Source organism: Nostoc piscinale CENA21 (genome assembly GCF_001298445.1).
GTDB classification, from domain to species: Bacteria; Cyanobacteriota; Cyanobacteriia; order Cyanobacteriales; family Nostocaceae; genus Nostoc_B; species Nostoc_B piscinale_A.
The window spans coordinates 1,891,754-1,909,976 of the sequence record NZ_CP012036.1 but is presented as its reverse complement, the minus strand read 5'-3'; the positions used below and the strand labels follow the sequence as shown (position 1 = coordinate 1,909,976).

The following is an 18,223-nucleotide window of genomic DNA, read 5'->3' as shown; positions in this document are numbered from 1 at the left end:
GAGACTTGGTGTATGGGGTTAAGGGTAAAGGGAAGAATTTTGAATACTTACACCTTTAAACTCCTACACCCTTATACCCATTCTTGAAAGACGTAAGTCCTACTTACTAGTATGAGATTTGTGAGCAAAATCTAGTAGACGCATTTGCATCAACAGATAATAAAATGCTGTAAACATAGCTAAAGAAAAAAATTTGTCCGCCCCAGCCACTATGCCAAAAATCAAATGATTGTCCATCCCAATAAGCAACGGAAATTGCCAGCAATGTAATGCGGGCAGTGTTGAAGACAAAAGCAATCATACACCCCAATAAACTTATAATTAATATCTGTGAGGCTTTTAGTCTGTAAGCTATACCTATTAGCAGACTAGTCATCAACATTAAGACCATCAAATCAAATCCGTTACAGCCCCATCCTATATTGACGCTACCTGTAGGCAAGTTCACCCATGTTCCATCAATATTGCTAGGATAACCCATAGCGTGAAGTGCTAAATTCACACTCCAAGCTTGAATTTTATCCATTGTTCTTTCGGGAGTCAAGGCTTGCCATACATATCCCGGTAAAACATTAATACCGGGATAGATACTGAAAATTATCAAGAAAATTGGACGTAAATAGTATCTAAAGAACTTTATTCCCCAAGTGCTAATTACAATACCTATTAAAATTACTAACCAAAATAATGCTTGTTTCCACCCTTTATGAAGACTGAAAGGGAAAAATAAAACTCCACATACTATCAAAATATGACCTAATCTTCGTTGAATAGGTGTAGCAATGAATTTCGCAATTTTAATTTTATTCTGCCATAACTCTTGTAATGCTAAATAAACGGCAGTAATAGTCAATAATGGAAATGTGCTACCACCAATCAAAAACTTTACTAGTGTTTTTAACCAAAAAAACGAATAATAGTAAAAACCCACAATCAAACCACACCAAACAATGAGATTATGTTTTTTACTCATCTTGATAACTATTGACTTTTATAGGTAATCAATTCATCTATTGCATCTTTATTTGTTTCTGCTCTTGGCGATGTTTGCGGATTAACCCTAATCCAAAAGCAGTTAGTCCTGGTATTAATAAGGGAACAGGAACTTCTTTATAATTAGATGGGTGGTTTGTATTGTTTGACGTGTGTATATTGGAGCCACCTGTATTTATTGGTATTGGATGATTTGGGTGATTTGTGTCATTGTTAGATGAGTGGTTTGTACCGTTTGGTGTGTGTATGTTTGAGCCACCTGTATTTGTTTGTATTGGATGATGTGGGCGATTTACGTTATGGTTAGATGAGTGGTTTGTACCGTTTGATGTGTGTCTATTTGAGCCACCTATATTTGTTTGTATCGGATGACTTGGGTTATTTGCATAGGTAGCATCATCAATAACATTCTGGCTTCTGGGATGCTTAGAATGTGTATTCCATGTTGGCCAAGGTATAAATCCTAAAAGCCATTGAATTTCTAAAGACTTTGAACCTTGTGAACGGCTTTGTTCGGTTTGGGTTGCGCTGGTTTGAGCTAGGGCATTATCTGGCGTAACAGATATCATACCTGTAGCAATCAATGTAGCGATCGCCATACTTGCATATACAGTTGTAACTTTCATAGAATTATTATTCTCATAACAAATGTTTACAGAATAAATCTCTGCCATTTGTGATAATTGCAGCAATTATGCACCAGCTATAAGTCATCCATTTGATTTGGAAAACTCATAGTTGGCAATTATTTTTATTAGAGGAACACAAAATATTTTTTGCTTAGACTTAAGAGCTAATTCATCAATAGAATCTTAAGTAAATTCAAATAGTTACTAGCATTGAGTTTTAGGGAATAAATTACTTAATTTAAACCCTTACTAGACAATTACTGAACTTGAAGTTTACGAACTAGCTCTAACCTTATGGATGAATTTTAACTCCGCAAAGTTCCCATATCATAAGTCAAGTCTAAAGTATTTTGGGTAATGTTTATTAGTTTTTTTACTAACGTTCAACATTTCTCTACAAATTTTTACCTAAATATGAATGGAACTTCATCCATCTGTAGATATAAGGTGATACCTATTCTCTAGAGATACTTTTGTAGATGCTAATAGTTAACGCTTGAGTCAAGCAATTACTCGCTCATCATCAATTAACGCTGATATTTGCTAACTACTACAGCCATCAATTTTATTGAGAAGAACTTTTATGAATCAGCAGTATGCTGGCTGATTGATGGCTTGCTGAACTTGCTAAACCGACAAACTCAAAAGTTCTGCTATCTGTTCCACAATCAAAAATTACAAGTTTGGTTGATGCTCAAATCTAGAGTATTTCCTAACTGCCAAACCCAGTGAATTGACGTATATATGGTTCATGAAATGCCAAAATAATATCTTGTTTAGGAACTCCCATTTCCACCAATCTATTTGCAATTCCTTCTTCAGTACCATCATGTTGAATCCAAATTTTCCCATCTTTAATATCAAGATGTAAAATGCAGCCAAAATAGCGTTTATTGCCTCGCCAACCAACATAAAGTAATTGATAATGGTCTTGCTGTTCGTCAAAGATTGTCTGTACTTCATACTCTTCGACATTGCGTTTAATTGAGGCTCGTTGTTGCCGTTCTGTAAGAAGATGTCGAATATACTGCCTATATTTTTCTATAGCCATTGACGAATCACCTCTTCTTTTACATCGTAAATCATCAATCGCAATTGATATTTAGTAACTGCCGAGGCAATAAATTTTCTTTGGAAGAAACTTTCATAAATCGGGACGCGAACCGCTAAATAAAGTTGGCGTTCTGGTTCAATTTTATCTAACGCATCTCGATAGTTTAAAAATTGTCCCAAGGAAGTATGGAACTCTGAAACATTCGATGGACTAATAAAACTTTTAATTTCCACCGCTATTTTTCTGCCTTCTTGCTCTGCCGCTAACAATTCCTCTGCTGCTAAATCAATTTCAAAATCGACATCATCCACATTAATTTCATAAGGATCAGCCGTAACCTTCCAGCCATCTTTTTCTAAAGCGTTTCTGACAACATGATGAAATCTATCCTTTGCCATAGAAGACTCATATTTAATTCAACAAACCTTATCACGCTGCCCACCATGCAAAATTGGCATTGTAAACAACCCCCAAGCCAAGCCAGTAATTAACCCAAAAGGCGTAACCAGATAATTATTAAAATCCCATAAGCCAAAAACTTGTGCTGCTAATTCTAACGGATAAGCCATCATCAACACACTGGCGAACGCAGCACCATTCCAACCATATTGACTTAACCAATAAAAGCCTTTACCGCCAGTCACCGCATACAGCAGGCGGGTAACTAACAAACCTGTAACCGTACCATAACAGCGCATACACACAGCCATGATAAATGGGGGTGCTAAATCTAAGCCCATTTCTGGTTGCGGACATACATGATTTCCCATGAAATAGATGATGTTCGCAATACCCCCAAGTAACCATACTCCAGACGCAGCTAAGAAAGGAGCGACTGGCGGGCCAAAAACCATCCCCGCCAAGAGAAAATCAGCAATAAAACTGACCCAGTTAACTTGCAACTCTCTTGTGAAAGCTACTCTTGCCATTTCCTTTCTTTGCGTCTTTGCGAGAAACTATTCTTTTAACCTACCACCGCACGATAAGGACTTGTCAACTTATCAAGCTGCTGAATCAACAAACTGAGGAATAATCCCACATCTGTAACTACACCAACTGATTCAATCGAACCGCGATCGCTCAATTTAGTCACCACAGCCGGGTTAATATCCACACAAACCATTTTTACACCAGATGGGGTCATATTCCCCACGCCAATGGAGTGCAACATCGATGACAACATTAAAATCATCTCTGCACCTTCAAGATGTTTGGCATACTCTTCCTGCGCTTTAATCAAATCCATTTGGGTATCAGGCAAAGGCCCGTCATCCCGAATGGAACCAGCCAAGACAAACGGTACGTTATTGCGGACGCATTCATACATCACGCCGCTATTAATTGCCCCCGCCTCTACAGCCTTGGCAATGCTGCCATGACGACGAACGCTATTAATTACCTTCAGGTGATGGCGATGTCCACCCCGGACTGCGACACCCCGCTTCATGTCTACACCGAGAGATGTCCCCATGATATTCTGCTCGATGTCGTGGACTGCGATCGCATTTCCGCCCAGTAAAGCTTGTACATAACCTTCTCGAATCAAGCGGGAAAGATGTTCACCGCCGCCAGTGTGAATCACCACAGGCCCAGCCGTGACAACTACTTTACCACCAGCATCACGGATTTTACGTAATTCCCAAGCGACTTGTTCCACCACTAACTCAACGCGGCGTTCGCTGGAAACACCCGCCGACATAAAGCTGAATTCTTGGGCGTTGCGTTGTTCCCGTGATTCGGTTTTGCGGATGGTGCGGATACCAAGTACATCAACAACTACTTGTTCCCCAACTTCCAAATCCCGCAGAATTTTACATCTTGCTAGGATACCATTGGCTGTTTGAGTAATGGCGATCGCACCGTCCATCCGTTGATTTTCTACCTTCACCCATTGCCCATTAATCCGCACCTCTGTGGGATAAATTGTGCTGACGTAGAAATCATCAGGGGCGACACCAGCCAAAGTCACAGGTTCCAGTTTGGCATCCCGTTCATCTTGGGGCAAGTCTACCGCACCCAAATCAATTAACAACGAGATGATTTCTTCCATCACCTCGTGAGATGGTGCAGATACCTTCACCTCAGCCGCCGATGTACTTTGGCGCTGTTCTCCCAAATTGAAATTCAATACTTGGAAACTTCCACCTGTATCTACAATTAAATCTAGGGCGCGGTTAATTAAACCAGAATCTAACAAATGTCCTTCTAAACGAATAATCCGACTTTCGACAGAAACATTGGCATGAACTTCGTCGCGGACTGGTTCTGTTACCCGTAAAGTGAGACATTTAGCTGCACCACCAGCTTTGAGAAATTCGGTGAGGGGTGTTTCTAGAACTTGAAAACCAACTTCAGCCAACCGAGATTTTAAAGCATCGCTGGCTTTGTTCATAATCACGATACTCTCAACATTCACCGCATTGCAAGCGAAGTTGACAGCATCGGCTTCAGCAAGGGCTATGCGCTTTTCTGCGGCGACGCGCATTTCAATTAAGCGGTTGGAGTAAGAATCAAACGCGCCGGGATAATACAGTAAATAGCCGTTCGCTAACGGACAAAAGCAAGTATCTAAGTGATAGAACCTTTCATCAATTAAACGCAGAGATAACACTTCAATATCCAGCCACTTAGCCAGATATGGGTGCGAATCTAATTCAGAACGGAAACCATATCCCGCCCATAACCAGCGTCCTTCTCTATCTAGAAGTGCATCACCCGCGCCTTCAAATGGTAAATCTTTTGGTAGTTCATATACTGTATAACCATTTTCTTCAAACCATTGTTTGAAATATGGTTCTTCTCCCTGGCGTTCTTTGTGTAAGAAGCGGCTGAGAACGACGTTTTCCCCCAGAACTAAACCAGCATTAGCTGTAAAAACTAAATCAGGCCAGCCTTTTTGCGGTGTAACTAAATCTACAATGGCATGTTCTTTGAGAATTTGATATAAACCCTGCCACTGTTCAACAGCGCGATCGCGTGAGGATTTGTGAATATTCCCTTCCATCCAAGGATTAATCACATAATCTACATCATAGTGGTCAGGAGGACACATTAAAAAGCGAATCCGGGAATTCATAAAAATCTTACTAGCGTTATAGATGCTACAAACCTAATTTGGGTATAGTGTCAAATCCGCTACAAAACCTCTACCTTGAGATAGTTGAAGGATTTACAAAGGCTTTACACGGAAAGACAAAAGTTACGGCAGTGCGATTCCGTGTTATTCTAGCGCCATTTAGTACGAATGATTCAGATGAGTGATCTAAAAATTACAATCGATCATCAACCCGATGCAAAAAAATATTCGTACTGTCATCAACCATCTGGTGGAATATAACAACAGTCAGACACAGCCAGATGTACATGAGCCTTTGGCTATTTGGGTGCGAGATGCTGACAGTACTATTGTGGCTGGATTAGTTGGTAAAACAAATTGGGAATGGCTGTATATTTCGCATCTTTGGGTATCCGAAACACTGCGCGGTCAAGGATATGGTAGCAAAATGATGCTAGAGGCTGAGAACTTAGGTAAACAACGCGGTTGTGGACACGCATACCTAGATACCTTTAGTTTTCAAGCCTTGGGATTCTACCAACGTCTCGGTTATCAAATCTTTGGTGTTCTAGAAGATTTTCCCCCCGGTCATCAGCGATATTTTTTAGCAAAAAAACTCTAAAGCCATCACTAGTGTGACTTTGAACTCCTGCCTTCTGCCTCCTACTACAACTTCCTCCCACCGCCGACTGTAGATAACCCCAAGGGGCCGCGAGTGACACCCAACTGATTTTGTAATTGCAACTCTCGCCAAAGTTGGGAACCGGAAATTTCGCCTTGGAGTAGCTGACGGTAACGTTGTATAGTTTTTGTCACTTGTTCTGGTGTTTCATTGACAAACTCAATGCGGAAGTGGCATAAACCCAGTTCTAGTAGACGCTGTACGTACTCTGCTCCGGTTTGGGCTGTACCATTAAATACAGTGTTACGACAACCGGCATCGGCTTGGAGGACGTGTTCACTACCAACGCGATCGCGTAATTTCACTTCATGTTGCTCACAAGGTCTGCCACAGTTGGTATAATCAGTACCTTCAGAAAGAAAGGCACAAAAAACACAATGTTCCATGTGAAACATTGGTATGCGCTGGTGAATTGTCACCTCAAACCATTGCGGTGGACAACTGCTGAGTAAGTCTTCTAATTGATTAATATTTAAATCGTAGGATGCAGTTAGTCGTTCTAAACCAAAATGCTGCTGATAATAATCTGCGGTTAAAGGGTTGGCAACATTGAGAGAAAAATCACCAACGCATTTCTCTGCACCAAAGAATTGTAACTGATCATAATTCCGCACCAGATAACCGTCGGCATTTGCCGCCCGTACTTGTTGTAAAATCCAGTTTTCTCCAGGTTTGGTAATGCGGGGAGGTGCAACCCATATCTGAGGGAGTGGGGAGTGGGGAGTGGGGAGTGGGGAAGTTCTGTGTTGATGTACTAGTTGTACGGCTTGGCGGTAGGTGCGGGGGTCTTCAAATTCACAGTAGAGAGTTTCCACACCAGTATTCAAGGCTGCTTGGAGTTGCTTGAGGTTGCGGACTAGAACTATGAGTGAAGGAGATGTGGAAGATGGAGGAGAAACAGATGGAAGTAAATCTTTTAAGGAAACATCAGAGCGTAATTTCCAGCGTTTGGGTTGACTGCGTAACTCTTCTAACTGGGCGACAATTTCTCGACGCATCCGGTTTAACTCACTGACGGGAACCATTACAGAACCCTGTAAATGATTAGTTAAAGTTCCTAAACAAAAGGGAGTATTCCCCAGACGACCGAATTGTTCTCGCAAACGGTCGGTATCTAAAGGTTTAGTGTGCGCCTGGGCTAGTGCGATCGCAGATTCTACTTGTACGATGTTACCAAGTTCATCGCGGGCGATCGCTATCAACAATTCCCCAACTTCGCCATAAATTTCCAACGATATCGGACGCTGAAATTGGGGGTTATCGCCAGCAAAACTCTGACGCAGTTGTTTATCCAGTTCTGGGTCACTGGTTTTCCACACCTGATCACCCACATGCACCCGCCGGAAATTCAGGCTATCTTTGCCAAAAGTGAGTACAACTTCCTGACCTTTAGGTGTCACCGTGTAAACCCGACCGCCTTCTTCCTTCGCCTCTGGATGACCGCAGTCAAATACAATTCCGTCTCCTGGTTTGACTGGTGCTTCTAACTTAATCGTCACCTGTTCGTTACGAATGCGAGTAACTTCACCCAAATAAACCCCGCGCTTCTTCCCAAACCGCGCATGAACTAATTCTTGATTATTAATTCCGTTAAACCAACCAGTGTATAGTCCACGGGAAAACGCCATTTCTAAGTTGTATTGTTCTTGACCTCTCCCCCAACCCCTCTCCGAAGCGGAGAGGGGAGTTTTAATTCCCCCTTCCCTACGAGGGAAGGGGGTTAGGGGGTTAGGTCTTTCCAACTCCGCCATTACCCTATCTAATGCTTCTCGATAAACGCGGGTGACATTCGCCACATACTCCGGCGCTTTCAACCGCCCTTCAATCTTGAGACTAGTTACCCCAGCCTTGACCAAATCTGGTAATACTTCTAACCCCGCCAAATCTTGGGGACTGAGTAAATATTTGCGTTCTTGTAAATCAACAATTTCACCATCAACGATTAAATTGTATGGCATCCGACAAGCTTGAGCGCATTCACCCCGGTTTGCCGAACGTCCACCCAAAGCTTCACTCGTCAAACACTGACCAGAATAGGCGACACACAAAGCACCGTGAACAAAAAACTTCTAATGGTAAAGTGGTGGCTTGCTGAATTTTTTGAATTTCTTTAATAGAACATTCCCGCGCCAAAACCACCAACTGACAGCCGAGAGATTTGGCAAAATCCACACCAGCCGCACTGGTGATAGTCATTTGAGTGGAAGCATGGATAGGAAAATTTGGTGAGAGGTGACGAATGAGACGACAAATACCAACATCTTGCACAATTACTGCATCTACACCAGCCGCAATAATGGTGCGGAGATATTGCTGTGCTTCGGCTAGTTCTTGCGGAAAGATCAGGGTATTTACAGTAACATAGCCTTTTACACCCCGCAGGTGTAAAAACTTCATCAATTGCGGTAAATCAGCTTCAGTAAAATTTTGCGCCCGCATTCTGGCGTTAAATCTATCCAAACCAAAATAAATCGCATCAGCCCCGTTTTCAACAGCAGCTTTAGCACATTCCCAGTTACCTGCTGGCGCAAGTAGTTCAGGACGTTGAACAGAAATTTGTGGGTTGTGTGTGCGATCGCTTTTCATCAGACTGAGATAGATTTAAATATCACCATAGTGATTCTATCTAAGTTAATGGGGGATGGTAGCCGAAGGACGACGAGTCGAGTATTTTTTCATTAATTCTTTGACTTGAGTGGCTACTAATGGATGTGTATCTTGTTGTAATTTTGGCAGGAGTTCTAAAAGCACGCGATGGGAAACTGCATTTAAATATGCGATCGCAGCTTCTCTTACAAAGCCTGTAGGATGACGTAAAGCTAGTAAAATTTCCTGACTAGTTAAGCGGATACGGCTAATTTGCGCCAGATGAAAACAGCAGGCTAAACACCAATCAGACAAGAAATTATCTAAACTCAGCATTCTCCGCAATCTTTCACTGACTTGCATTGGTTCATATTCGACCAATTCGGCTTCTACTAAATAATGCAGTTTTTCTTGGTGCGATCGCTTATCTAAAATATTCAACAATAAAGATTTGACTGGCAGTGTCACTGTATGCTCTAAAATTTCTAAACCCCGTGCAATGTTCACCCCAGAATTAGACCTTAAATTAAAAGCGGCTGCTTGCATTTTTTCTGCTGAATAAAGCAATTTTAACAGCAACAGTAACCGTTCTCGTCCATCAATTTCTAGTTCTAATAACGCTTTTTGTAATAAATCACAAACAATGGCGGCTCTTTGGGATGTGGCATAATTATCGAGAGTTTGTGGTTTTTGTAAGTCCAAATACGCGGCGTAAATTTCTCCTAAAAACTTTAATTCTTGGTCAATTAAAGTTTCAACTCGCGTTTGATAAAAGCGGTCTACTCGACTGTTAGTTTCTGGTTGTTTCTGTACTTTGAGTAAACTACGCAAAATTTGATATCTAGTAGCACCCCAAGATTTTTCTAAATGTAACCATAGGGCTTCTGTTGCTTGTAAGGTAGGAATTTGGGCAATGGTTCGCCACGCATACATTCGTACTATTTCTGGCTTATAAGTATCCGTAGCCAACTGTAACAGCATATCCAAAGCATCATTTTCCAGTTTGGCTAAGGCACGCATCGCCGTGATGCGAGTTGATTTATAGTAGAGTGCGGCAATTAAGGCAGAATAGTAATCTTCTAAGCGAGTGGCTGCAATCATTTCCAATACAGCACAGCGCACCCGCAAAGATTCATCCTGCAACAAATTCGGGATATGAATCCGCAAAGCTTGGAGGTATATTGTTTCTCTGAGAGCTTTGACTCCATTAATGCGTTCTCTTTCTTGTTTATGGGTCAACATTCTTTGCAGCGTTTTGGTGGCTGCTACCTTTTGGATTGGTGTTCCTTGACGCAAAATTAAAGCGGCGGCGGTGGCGCGAATTAAAGAATGGTGTCGTGCCTGCAAATATTCTTCTAATTGACTCAAGTTAGGATTTTCTTCCGCCAGCCACACATAACGCAAAGCCAAAGCCAGCACTTCTGGATCAATTTTTTCTGGGGGTTGGTCAATTAACAACCGCACATCCCCAGCATAAGCCGGATTCGCCCCACCAATAAACATCACTTCTAAACTTTGGCGCTGCAATTCCGGCGGTAACTTTAACAGCAGTGGGGCTAAAACTTCGGCGGCTCCATGCGGATCAATTTGTGCTAGAAGTTCAATACAAGAATGTTTATCTGTGGTACTACCTTTTTCGCCTAAAGCTTTGACTACTCCTTGTTTAAAGACACGTAAACCGACATTAGAAGCACTGAGTTCGCCCCGTTCGGCACTTAAAACTAATAAATCAACATAACGCGATCGCAGTACCCAAACCACCCTTAAACAAGTAGCAGCCGCCAATACAGTTTCGCCGACAAATACCCATTCTTGTAATCCAGGGGGAACAAATCGATTACATACAAACAAAGTCGCCAAAATCAGTAATCCCGCCCCTCCTGTCGCAATTGCTTCGGCTGTTCCCCCAGATAATGCTTGCATGTGGCTGCGTAGCCGTTCGGGGATGGGTTGGTATAACACTGGCCCACTACTAACAACAAAGGTGTAGCGCAGCAATTCATCGCAAAATTTTAACCCCACCAATCCCCAAAAAATGCCATAGGAATGCAAAGCCGGGAATAAATTTAATAAAGCGATCGCAGCTGGGACAACAAAGCCAACACTAATCGGTAAAAGTGCGGCGGTGAAAAATACACCAATTCTTTCAATCAGGCGGCTGGAAACAAACCATTGAGTTCCCAACTCACACAAACCGACAATTCCGCCAAATAGACCTAAAAAACTCGCTAGATCGCGATCGCCTAAATTAGATTTCAGTTCGCGGAGATATTGAAAATCGACTAACAATCCAATAACTTGTAACAGCCCCACAAACGCAAATAACTGCCATGTGTAACGGCGTAGGGGCGCTTGAATCCGCCGATATCGAGAAGCTTGTTCATGGGGTACTTGACGTTGGGGTGCATCTGGAAAGGCAGCACGATATTGGTTACTTAAATAAGCTAAGATAGCTGATCCTAAAACAATCAATGCACAAGCAATCAAGATCACTTTCTCTAGTTTGACGAATTGCAAAATCCACGGCAAACTAAAGCCACTCATAACATCTGCTACTAATAAGCCACTGCTAACTAGCGGGTAAGTACGTTTAATTTCGCGGATGTTGAAAATTTGGTTAGCAACAATAGAGGTGTTGAGGTCATTGACTACATAAAGTGCATCGACCCACAGTCGCAGGATGAATACCAAAATTACTGCTAGGTAAGAAACATGCAATCCTTCACGTAATAATACCAAGAACATTAGTGGCACAACCATACAAGGTGCGATCGCCACTACTACCCAGCGCAACGGAAAAATCTTTTGTAACCAAGAATAAACAAAAACTAACCCTGCACCCATCGCTGCACTAGCAATGTACATCCAAGGTAACGGCCCCGCACCATATTGATCTAAAAACAGTGCTACCGTACTATCCTCAGCCCATCGCAACCCAATAGATACAGTTGTGTAAAAGGCAAACATGATCAAAGTCCGTTCGCCTTCCTCTGGCCGCAGATTTACCCACTGTAGCAGTCGTGAAACAACACCTTTATTGACAACCAACGAGTAATTTTTCAGTTCCATGCAGTTTAGCTTTCTGATATCACCCTGCAAAAGACTGCTCAGAGATAGAGGGAGACAAGGGAAATGAGGGAGACCTGGAAAACCATCGAGATCAGTAAGATTTGAGAGACAACAAAAATATAATTTTTATCCCTCTTATCTTCCTTGTCTCCCTTCCCCACGTTTATACCCTCTCTCCTCATCCACCTTGGCTCTAAAAAAGCAAGAGTCCTGAGCAACTGAGTATTATGTTTCCCACTCAGCTCTCAGGACTATCAATTTTTGATAAACTTCTGTGACCTTTAGGTCTTTATGCTATTTTTAGCAGTGAATTGTCCGTTGTGTTTCGCAAAGTTAAAGGTTACTTTTTGGGCGAAATCAGCATCATCATATTTCTACCCTCTTTTTTCGGTGCTTGTTGCACTTCACCAAAGGGTTCTAGGTCTGTCGCCATGCGCTTGAGTAAATCTTCTGCTAAGTCACTGTGTTGAATTTCTCGACCCCGAAACATGACAGTCGCTTTAACTTTATCACCGTCCTTCAAGAAACGCTCTGCTTGTTTCACACGCACGTTATAGTCGTGTTCCTCAATTTTGTAGCGCATCTTTACTTCCTTGACATCGGCCGTGTGCTGCTTCTTCCGGGCTTCCCGCGCCTTTTTCTCTTGTTCAAACTTGTATTTCCCGTAGTCCATAATTCGGCAAACTGGCGGGTCAGCCTTATCACTCAGCAGCACTAAATCTAGCTCTTTTTCTTCAGCTAATTGCAGTGCTTCCTGAGGAGTGATAATTCCTAATTGGGAGCCATCAGTATCAATGACTCTAATTTTAGGGAAGCGGATTCTTTCGTTGATTTGGGGCAGATCGCGAGTTCTTTTTTTTCTCAATCACAGGCATTATGATTTTTGGAAGCTCTCTTTTTAGAATATAGTTTGGTTTTGCTTGGTATGCCTCAGAAGCACAATACTTAAATAACTGAGGACTTAACAACGAGTCTTGATAGTAACTAATCTATAGCCTAGTTACTAATGGCTGTATTTGTCATTCTACTCATAATGAAGAGAATTTCTCTGCAATAGTTAACTTAAATTACACAATCAAGAACAGTGTTATCTATTTTAACAATTATTTTCTAGATTATTGACAAATTGGTATAAATATACATTTGTTAGAGTTAGGGAGTAGGGAGTCGGGAATTGGGGGTTTAAGCGTGTAAGGGGATAGGGGTGTAAATTGTGTAGGGATTGATGGGACTATTATCTGGTTAAAAACCTATACTCATAAGCCACTCCCTACTCCCCAATCCCCACTCACTAATTTCTCTGGAGGTAAACTTGACGACAGCGATACACTGGCAGCAACGAGTTGGTAATCAACGAGATTGGGTTTGGCGAGGTTGGCAAACGCGTTATACCTATATCCGCCCTAGTGACACAGACCTTAATTCCACGCCTTTGATTTTGCTACATGGATTTGGTGCTTCTATTGGGCATTGGCGGCATAATTTAGAAATTTTGGGTGAATATCATACGGTTTATGCTTTAGATATGCTGGGTTTTGGCGCTTCCGAAAAAGCCCCAGCCAATTACAGCATCGAACTCTGGGTTGAGCAGGTGTATGAGTTTTGGAAAGCATTTATCAGACAACCTGCTGTATTGATAGGTAATTCTAATGGTTCATTAATTTCTTTGGCGGCGGCGGCGGCGCATCCTGATATGGTGCAGGGAATTGTGATGATGAGTTTACCTGACCCATCATTAGAAGAAGAAGCCATACCCCTGATTTTGCGACCAATTGTCAAAACCATCAAAAATTTTGTGGCTTCCCCATTGATATTACAGCCAGTATTTAAATTCGTGCGTCAACCCAGCGTCTTGCGGCGCTGGGCGAGTTTGGCTTATGCAAATCCCGAAGCTATTACCGATGAACTGATAGAAATTTTGGCAGGGCCTCCCCAAGATAGAGGTTCGGCGCGGGCTTTTAGTGCCTTATTTAAAGCGGCGATCGGTGTTAATTTTAGTCCTAGTGTCAAAGCTGTATTGCCAACATTAACAATTCCAATGCTGTTAATTTGGGGACAAAAAGACCGATTTGTACCGCCTATATTGGCTAGTCAATTTGCTCAATACAACGAAAAACTGGAACTACTCAACCTAGAGAATGTCGGGCATTGTCCCCATGATGAGTGTCCCGAACAAGTTAACCAAGTCATTTTAGATTGGATGAGCCGTTGTTTTGGCGATCGCCAGCCATAAAATTAAGGCAGCATATTTAGTTAGCCTATTTGGACTTGGGTAGTGTCCACATTTGTTGCTCCATTCACAGAACGGGCTACAGAAACCATTTTGTTGAGAATATCTTGACTGGGAACTTTGCCTTTGAGAACTACAGTACCACCAGTCTGAGCGACCCATAAGGTATCTACATCATCAAGCTGCTGATCTTGATCAAAAGCTAATGCTACACGCTTGGCTAAACCACTTTGGTCATATTCTCCATTCAATCCGATTCTTTCTGGTGGGATAGATTGAGTCGCTGTAGGTGCAGCAGTCGCAGCTTGCGGTACTGCTTGGGGAGCAGGGTTTACTTGGGCATTTTGTGGTTTTTCTAAACCAAATAATCTTTTTAACCAACCCATAAATGCTAATCTCCAATGAATATTCCATAACATTATGAAGATAAAGGTTTTGACTAATCATCTTCATCTGTCAAGGAAAAGATTTGTCTTGATTAGGCTTTCCACTTTGGGGATGATTTGCTGAAAACTTCTGTGTAGAGAGTGTAGGTATAAGTTTAAAATAGAAAATCACACTTATCAAAACATTTAGTTTAACAGTACGTGTAGGGTAGTCATTAGCTAGTGTTTGCGTTAGTCATAATGCTACCTGAGCCTGTGTTGGCAAAGATGAAACATACCCTTTCTGTTCTGGTAGAAGACGAAGCGGGTGTTCTTTCCCGCATTTCTAGTTTGTTTGCCCGCCGTGGCTATAACATAGAAAGCCTTGCTGTTGGCCAAGCTGAACAGGGAGGAGTCTCCCGTATTACAATGGTTGTCGCTGGTGACGATCGCATAATCGAGCAAATCACCAAGCAACTATATAAGCTGGTCAACGTCCTCAAAGTTCAGGATATTACGGAAATTCCTTGTGTAGAGCGAGAGTTGATGCTTTTGAAGGTGAATGCTACTAGTACTAACCGTTCTGAAGTCATTGAACTGGCTCAGATTTTCCGAGCGCGAGTTGTAGATGTCGCAGAAGATTCCCTCACTTTAGAAGTGGTGGGAGACCCTGGAAAAATGGTAGCAATTGTCCAAGTGCTACAAAAATTTGGTCTCAAGGAAATAGCCCGGACTGGTAAAATCTCCCTGACTCGTGAATCTGGTGTGAATACTGAGTTACTCAAGTCTTTGGAAGCCAAGGTCTAATTTTCTGCGATCGCATTGCTGTGTGCTAGGTAGCTTAAATAATTAAACTACCCCAAAAATTATCGCAGCTATTACCCCCGCAATTTGACGGGGTTTTTTCATAGTTTAGGTCAAAAGAGGCAGGGGTGCAGGGGGCAGAGAGAATTGGGGAAATATTCTCCCCCTTTCTCCCCGCTCCCTGCTCCTTGTCCTCTTCATCTCTGCCACAATATTATTCAGTGTGTTTTCTACTGAAGTATCTGGACTATGAATCTTTTTTTGATAGTTGCTCACGGAATTTTTTTCGCAAATAGCCTTGTGTTTAAGATAACTTTTTTATAAAAAAAAATACTTAAGCTAGTATACTTGAATTAATAAAAGCTAGTATTAATACTTAAATTAGTCTTAATACAAACACATAAAGTTCACACAATCAATACAAATTTACGGTAGCCATTGATGAAATTTTCACTAAACTCCGTCTGTAAAGACTGTGATGACGAATGAATCCAAAGCAGTTAAACTGTTTCCCAAGAGATTAGAGATTAGGTAAAGAGCTGAAGTTGTAAGATATCAGCTTTTCAAATAGGGTTAGAGTTCAGTAATATACATAGAAAACCGTAGCAGTTCCCCTACGGTTTTTTTATTATGTGAAATATTGCGTAAAAAGACTTAATTTTGCCGGATTTTAGATGTATCAGAAAAGAAAATTTAGCAGATAGAAACAGCGCGATTTTGCATACAAATAGATTTATATCAGCAAATTTTCCAGTGATTTTACCGCACCAAAAATCAAGAAAATATGAATAAAAAAGAATATATAGTTCAACAAATTTACAGCCTATGTTTTTAAAGAGCTTTGGTGGCGTTGTAGTAGCAATGACTTTGTTAGTAGGTAATACAGCTATTGCTCAAACTACTGAGACCCAGTTAGCGTTTCATATACAAGTAGGCTCTGATAATGATGGTAATCCGATTATTTTAGATGCAGGATCGGTGCAAGGAAGTGAATATACGATTTTACAAAAACAAGGTAATGGCTTAACTAAAACTACTTTTCGTGCGTCTTGTGCTGAGGGGCGCTTGTTTTCTGAAACGGCTGCTAACTACAGTGCAGACGGCCAGTTAATTAGTGAGAAACCCACTCAGCAAGAAATTACACCCCAACCTGGAACTCCCGAAGCTAATTCGATGGAGATTGTTTGTCAAACTGCCAGTAAAGAAGGTAATCAGTAAGCATCTATAAAATGAAACTTTTCCGAGATTTCATCAGTCTGAGGTTTCAAATTCTGTAATAAAAATATCAATGTCATCTTCTAATCAGGGTATTCCTGGATTACCTGATCTGACTCATCCAATAGAACTACTCCAGTTTGGCAACCAACTGCTCAAAGCCTCAATTTTATTAGTTTTTTTAGTCATAGCTTTGGGTGTGGCGATCGCACTAATGAGTTTTGCCTTGCGTCGCCATCAGCAAGAAAATGTAATTTTTCTTGATCAGTGGGTTGTGCATTACTCCCAAATTTTACGGGGTTTACAGCACCTAACCTTGGTATTAGTTCTATTGGTAGTCGGATTTTTTCTTTGTTCGACTTTAGGTAATCGCTATCATCACTGGGAACAAGCAAAGGTGGTGCAAGTTGTCCAAACAGTCGACGGCGATAAATTAGAGCAAGCCGCACCGCAAGTCCGCTATGTGATTCAAGAGCCATTCACCTATAACAACCAAGTCAACGGCAAAATAGTCAAGGTCAATGACACAAGGGAAGTTACGCGGTTTCTGGCCTTAGCAGGGTCGCAGATTCAGGTCAAACTTGAGCAGAACACCGATGTGCAAGGTCGTAGTGCCGTTTATCGCATAGATTACAGTGCAGATTACAAAGTCGTCAATCGACTTAAAGATAATCAAAGTTTTTTCTTTGAAGCACCACCACCCGACGGCTATTCACTGCTGGCTAACTACAAAGTGGAACGTTCTGGGACTCGACTGGAACCGCCTAACCCTGGAGATTATGGATTTCCCTTTCGTTTGTCGCCAGGAGAGACTGCGAACTTTCGCGTCACCTATCAAGCTCAAAGCGGGCCACGCTGGGTTTACAATGCTACAGGACAAATGCTGACCAATTTCCGCCTGACAGCAACGGCTAATTTTGCGCCTGTGGAATTTGCGAGTGGGATTGTACCAAACGAAATTAAAGCTGATGGCCGCAGTACTAAGTATAGTTGGATATTCAATGACAATGTTTCGGTGAAAAATCCCTTTGGAGTTTTTACCAACACTGCACCTATCCGTAATACGGGGATTCTACCCAGGTTATTATTATTAGCACCAGCAATATTTCTTTGGTGGATATTGCTGTTGTATTTGTCAGTACCCATGAGCTTGAAAAATGTAGCGATCGCATCTGGGATATTCTTTGCCTGTATTTTAACCTTGACCTATCTGGCTCGCTTCATGAATCCTGAACTAGCCTGGACAATGATTTCCCTGATTTTCCTCACATTGAGTTGGGGATTAGGTTCAAACCGCATCGCTGCTATTGCTGTGATCATTTGTTCGATTGCTGGGGCGGTGTTACCTGTGTTTGGCTTGTTAGTTCCATTTAGTGGTTTAACCTTAAGTGGAGCAGCTTTACTCTCAGCAGTGTGGTTAGCAGTCCGTCACTGGTATAGCTGGTACAGTTTTCCTCTAGAAGACCGGGTGAAGTAACTGCAAACAGTTTGCTAGAACCATTGCTATTCAATAGCATTTCCAACGTTTTTCCAAAATTTCC

General features: G+C 41.8%; 15 protein-coding genes and 1 pseudogene. 5 read left to right on the top strand and 11 right to left on the bottom strand.

The window, feature by feature from the left end; genetic code table 11:
* Positions 1-106 precede the first annotated feature (106 nt).
* The 6 genes from crtC to argZ form a co-directional block, all read right to left on the bottom strand.
* The gene (gene crtC, locus ACX27_RS08345; protein ID WP_062290828.1) at positions 107-973 is read right to left on the bottom strand and encodes a cyanoexosortase C; all 867 of its coding nucleotides are present in this window, start codon (positions 971-973) and stop codon (positions 107-109) included.
* Positions 974-1,010: 37 nt separating this feature from the next.
* The gene (locus ACX27_RS08340) at positions 1,011-1,619 is read right to left on the bottom strand and encodes a hypothetical protein (protein ID WP_144427422.1); all 609 of its coding nucleotides are present in this window, start codon (positions 1,617-1,619) and stop codon (positions 1,011-1,013) included.
* 715 nt (positions 1,620-2,334) lie between these two features.
* Positions 2,335-2,673: a XisI protein gene (locus ACX27_RS08335; protein ID WP_062290822.1), complete on the bottom strand. Its 339-nt coding sequence runs from the start codon at positions 2,671-2,673 to the stop codon at positions 2,335-2,337.
* Entirely contained in the window at positions 2,664-3,074 is a 411-nt protein-coding gene (locus tag ACX27_RS08330) for a XisH family protein (RefSeq protein ID WP_062290818.1), read from the bottom strand. The genes ACX27_RS08335 and ACX27_RS08330 overlap by 10 nt, the downstream gene beginning before the upstream one ends.
* 18 nt (positions 3,075-3,092) lie before the next feature.
* Positions 3,093-3,605, bottom strand: a complete 513-nt coding sequence (locus tag ACX27_RS08325; RefSeq protein WP_062290815.1) for a DUF2085 domain-containing protein — start codon at positions 3,603-3,605, stop codon at positions 3,093-3,095.
* Positions 3,606-3,640: 35 nt separating this feature from the next.
* Complete coding sequence (argZ, locus tag ACX27_RS08320; RefSeq protein ID WP_062290812.1) at positions 3,641-5,752, bottom strand: bifunctional arginine dihydrolase/ornithine cyclodeaminase; 2,112 nt, start codon at positions 5,750-5,752, stop codon at positions 3,641-3,643.
* Positions 5,753-5,966: 214 nt separating this feature from the next.
* Here argZ and ACX27_RS08315 point away from each other — a divergent pair, with 214 nt between their 5' ends.
* Positions 5,967-6,353 carry a GNAT family N-acetyltransferase gene (locus tag ACX27_RS08315; protein ID WP_062290809.1) on the top strand — a complete coding sequence of 129 codons (387 nt, stop codon included), beginning with the start codon at positions 5,967-5,969 and terminating at the stop codon, positions 6,351-6,353.
* A gap of 44 nt (positions 6,354-6,397) precedes the next feature.
* Here the strand turns inward: ACX27_RS08315 and ACX27_RS08310 are convergent, their stop codons facing one another.
* The 4 genes and pseudogenes from ACX27_RS08310 to infC form a co-directional block, all read right to left on the bottom strand.
* Positions 6,398-8,434, bottom strand: a complete 2,037-nt coding sequence (locus ACX27_RS08310; protein ID WP_418006800.1) for a U32 family peptidase — start codon at positions 8,432-8,434, stop codon at positions 6,398-6,400.
* Positions 8,424-8,999, bottom strand: a complete 576-nt coding sequence (locus ACX27_RS35655) for a peptidase U32 family protein (RefSeq protein ID WP_418006799.1) — start codon at positions 8,997-8,999, stop codon at positions 8,424-8,426. Before ACX27_RS35655 ends, ACX27_RS08310 begins: the two co-directional genes overlap by 11 nt.
* 45 nt (positions 9,000-9,044) lie before the next feature.
* Positions 9,045-12,068, bottom strand: a complete 3,024-nt coding sequence (locus ACX27_RS08305) for a hypothetical protein (protein ID WP_062290807.1) — start codon at positions 12,066-12,068, stop codon at positions 9,045-9,047.
* 340 nt (positions 12,069-12,408) lie between these two features.
* Positions 12,409-12,943, bottom strand: a pseudogene (infC, locus tag ACX27_RS08300) (translation initiation factor IF-3).
* Positions 12,944-13,380: 437 nt separating this feature from the next.
* Here infC and ACX27_RS08295 point away from each other — a divergent pair.
* Entirely contained in the window at positions 13,381-14,301 is a 921-nt protein-coding gene (locus ACX27_RS08295) for an alpha/beta fold hydrolase (protein ID WP_062290799.1), read from the top strand.
* Between the two features lie 20 nt (positions 14,302-14,321).
* Here the strand turns inward: ACX27_RS08295 and ACX27_RS08290 are convergent, their stop codons facing one another.
* Complete coding sequence (locus ACX27_RS08290) at positions 14,322-14,684, bottom strand: BON domain-containing protein (RefSeq protein WP_062290796.1); 363 nt, start codon at positions 14,682-14,684, stop codon at positions 14,322-14,324.
* Positions 14,685-14,951: 267 nt separating this feature from the next.
* Here ACX27_RS08290 and ilvN point away from each other — a divergent pair, with 267 nt between their 5' ends.
* The 3 genes from ilvN to ACX27_RS08275 all read left to right on the top strand — a co-directional run bounded on the left by ilvN (position 14,952) and on the right by ACX27_RS08275 (position 18,159).
* Complete coding sequence (gene ilvN, locus ACX27_RS08285) at positions 14,952-15,470, top strand: acetolactate synthase small subunit (protein WP_062290794.1); 519 nt, start codon at positions 14,952-14,954, stop codon at positions 15,468-15,470.
* Between the two features lie 822 nt (positions 15,471-16,292).
* Complete coding sequence (locus ACX27_RS08280; RefSeq protein ID WP_062290791.1) at positions 16,293-16,685, top strand: hypothetical protein; 393 nt, start codon at positions 16,293-16,295, stop codon at positions 16,683-16,685.
* A gap of 70 nt (positions 16,686-16,755) precedes the next feature.
* Entirely contained in the window at positions 16,756-18,159 is a 1,404-nt protein-coding gene (locus tag ACX27_RS08275) for a hypothetical protein (RefSeq protein ID WP_062290790.1), read from the top strand.
* Positions 18,160-18,223 lie beyond the last annotated feature (64 nt).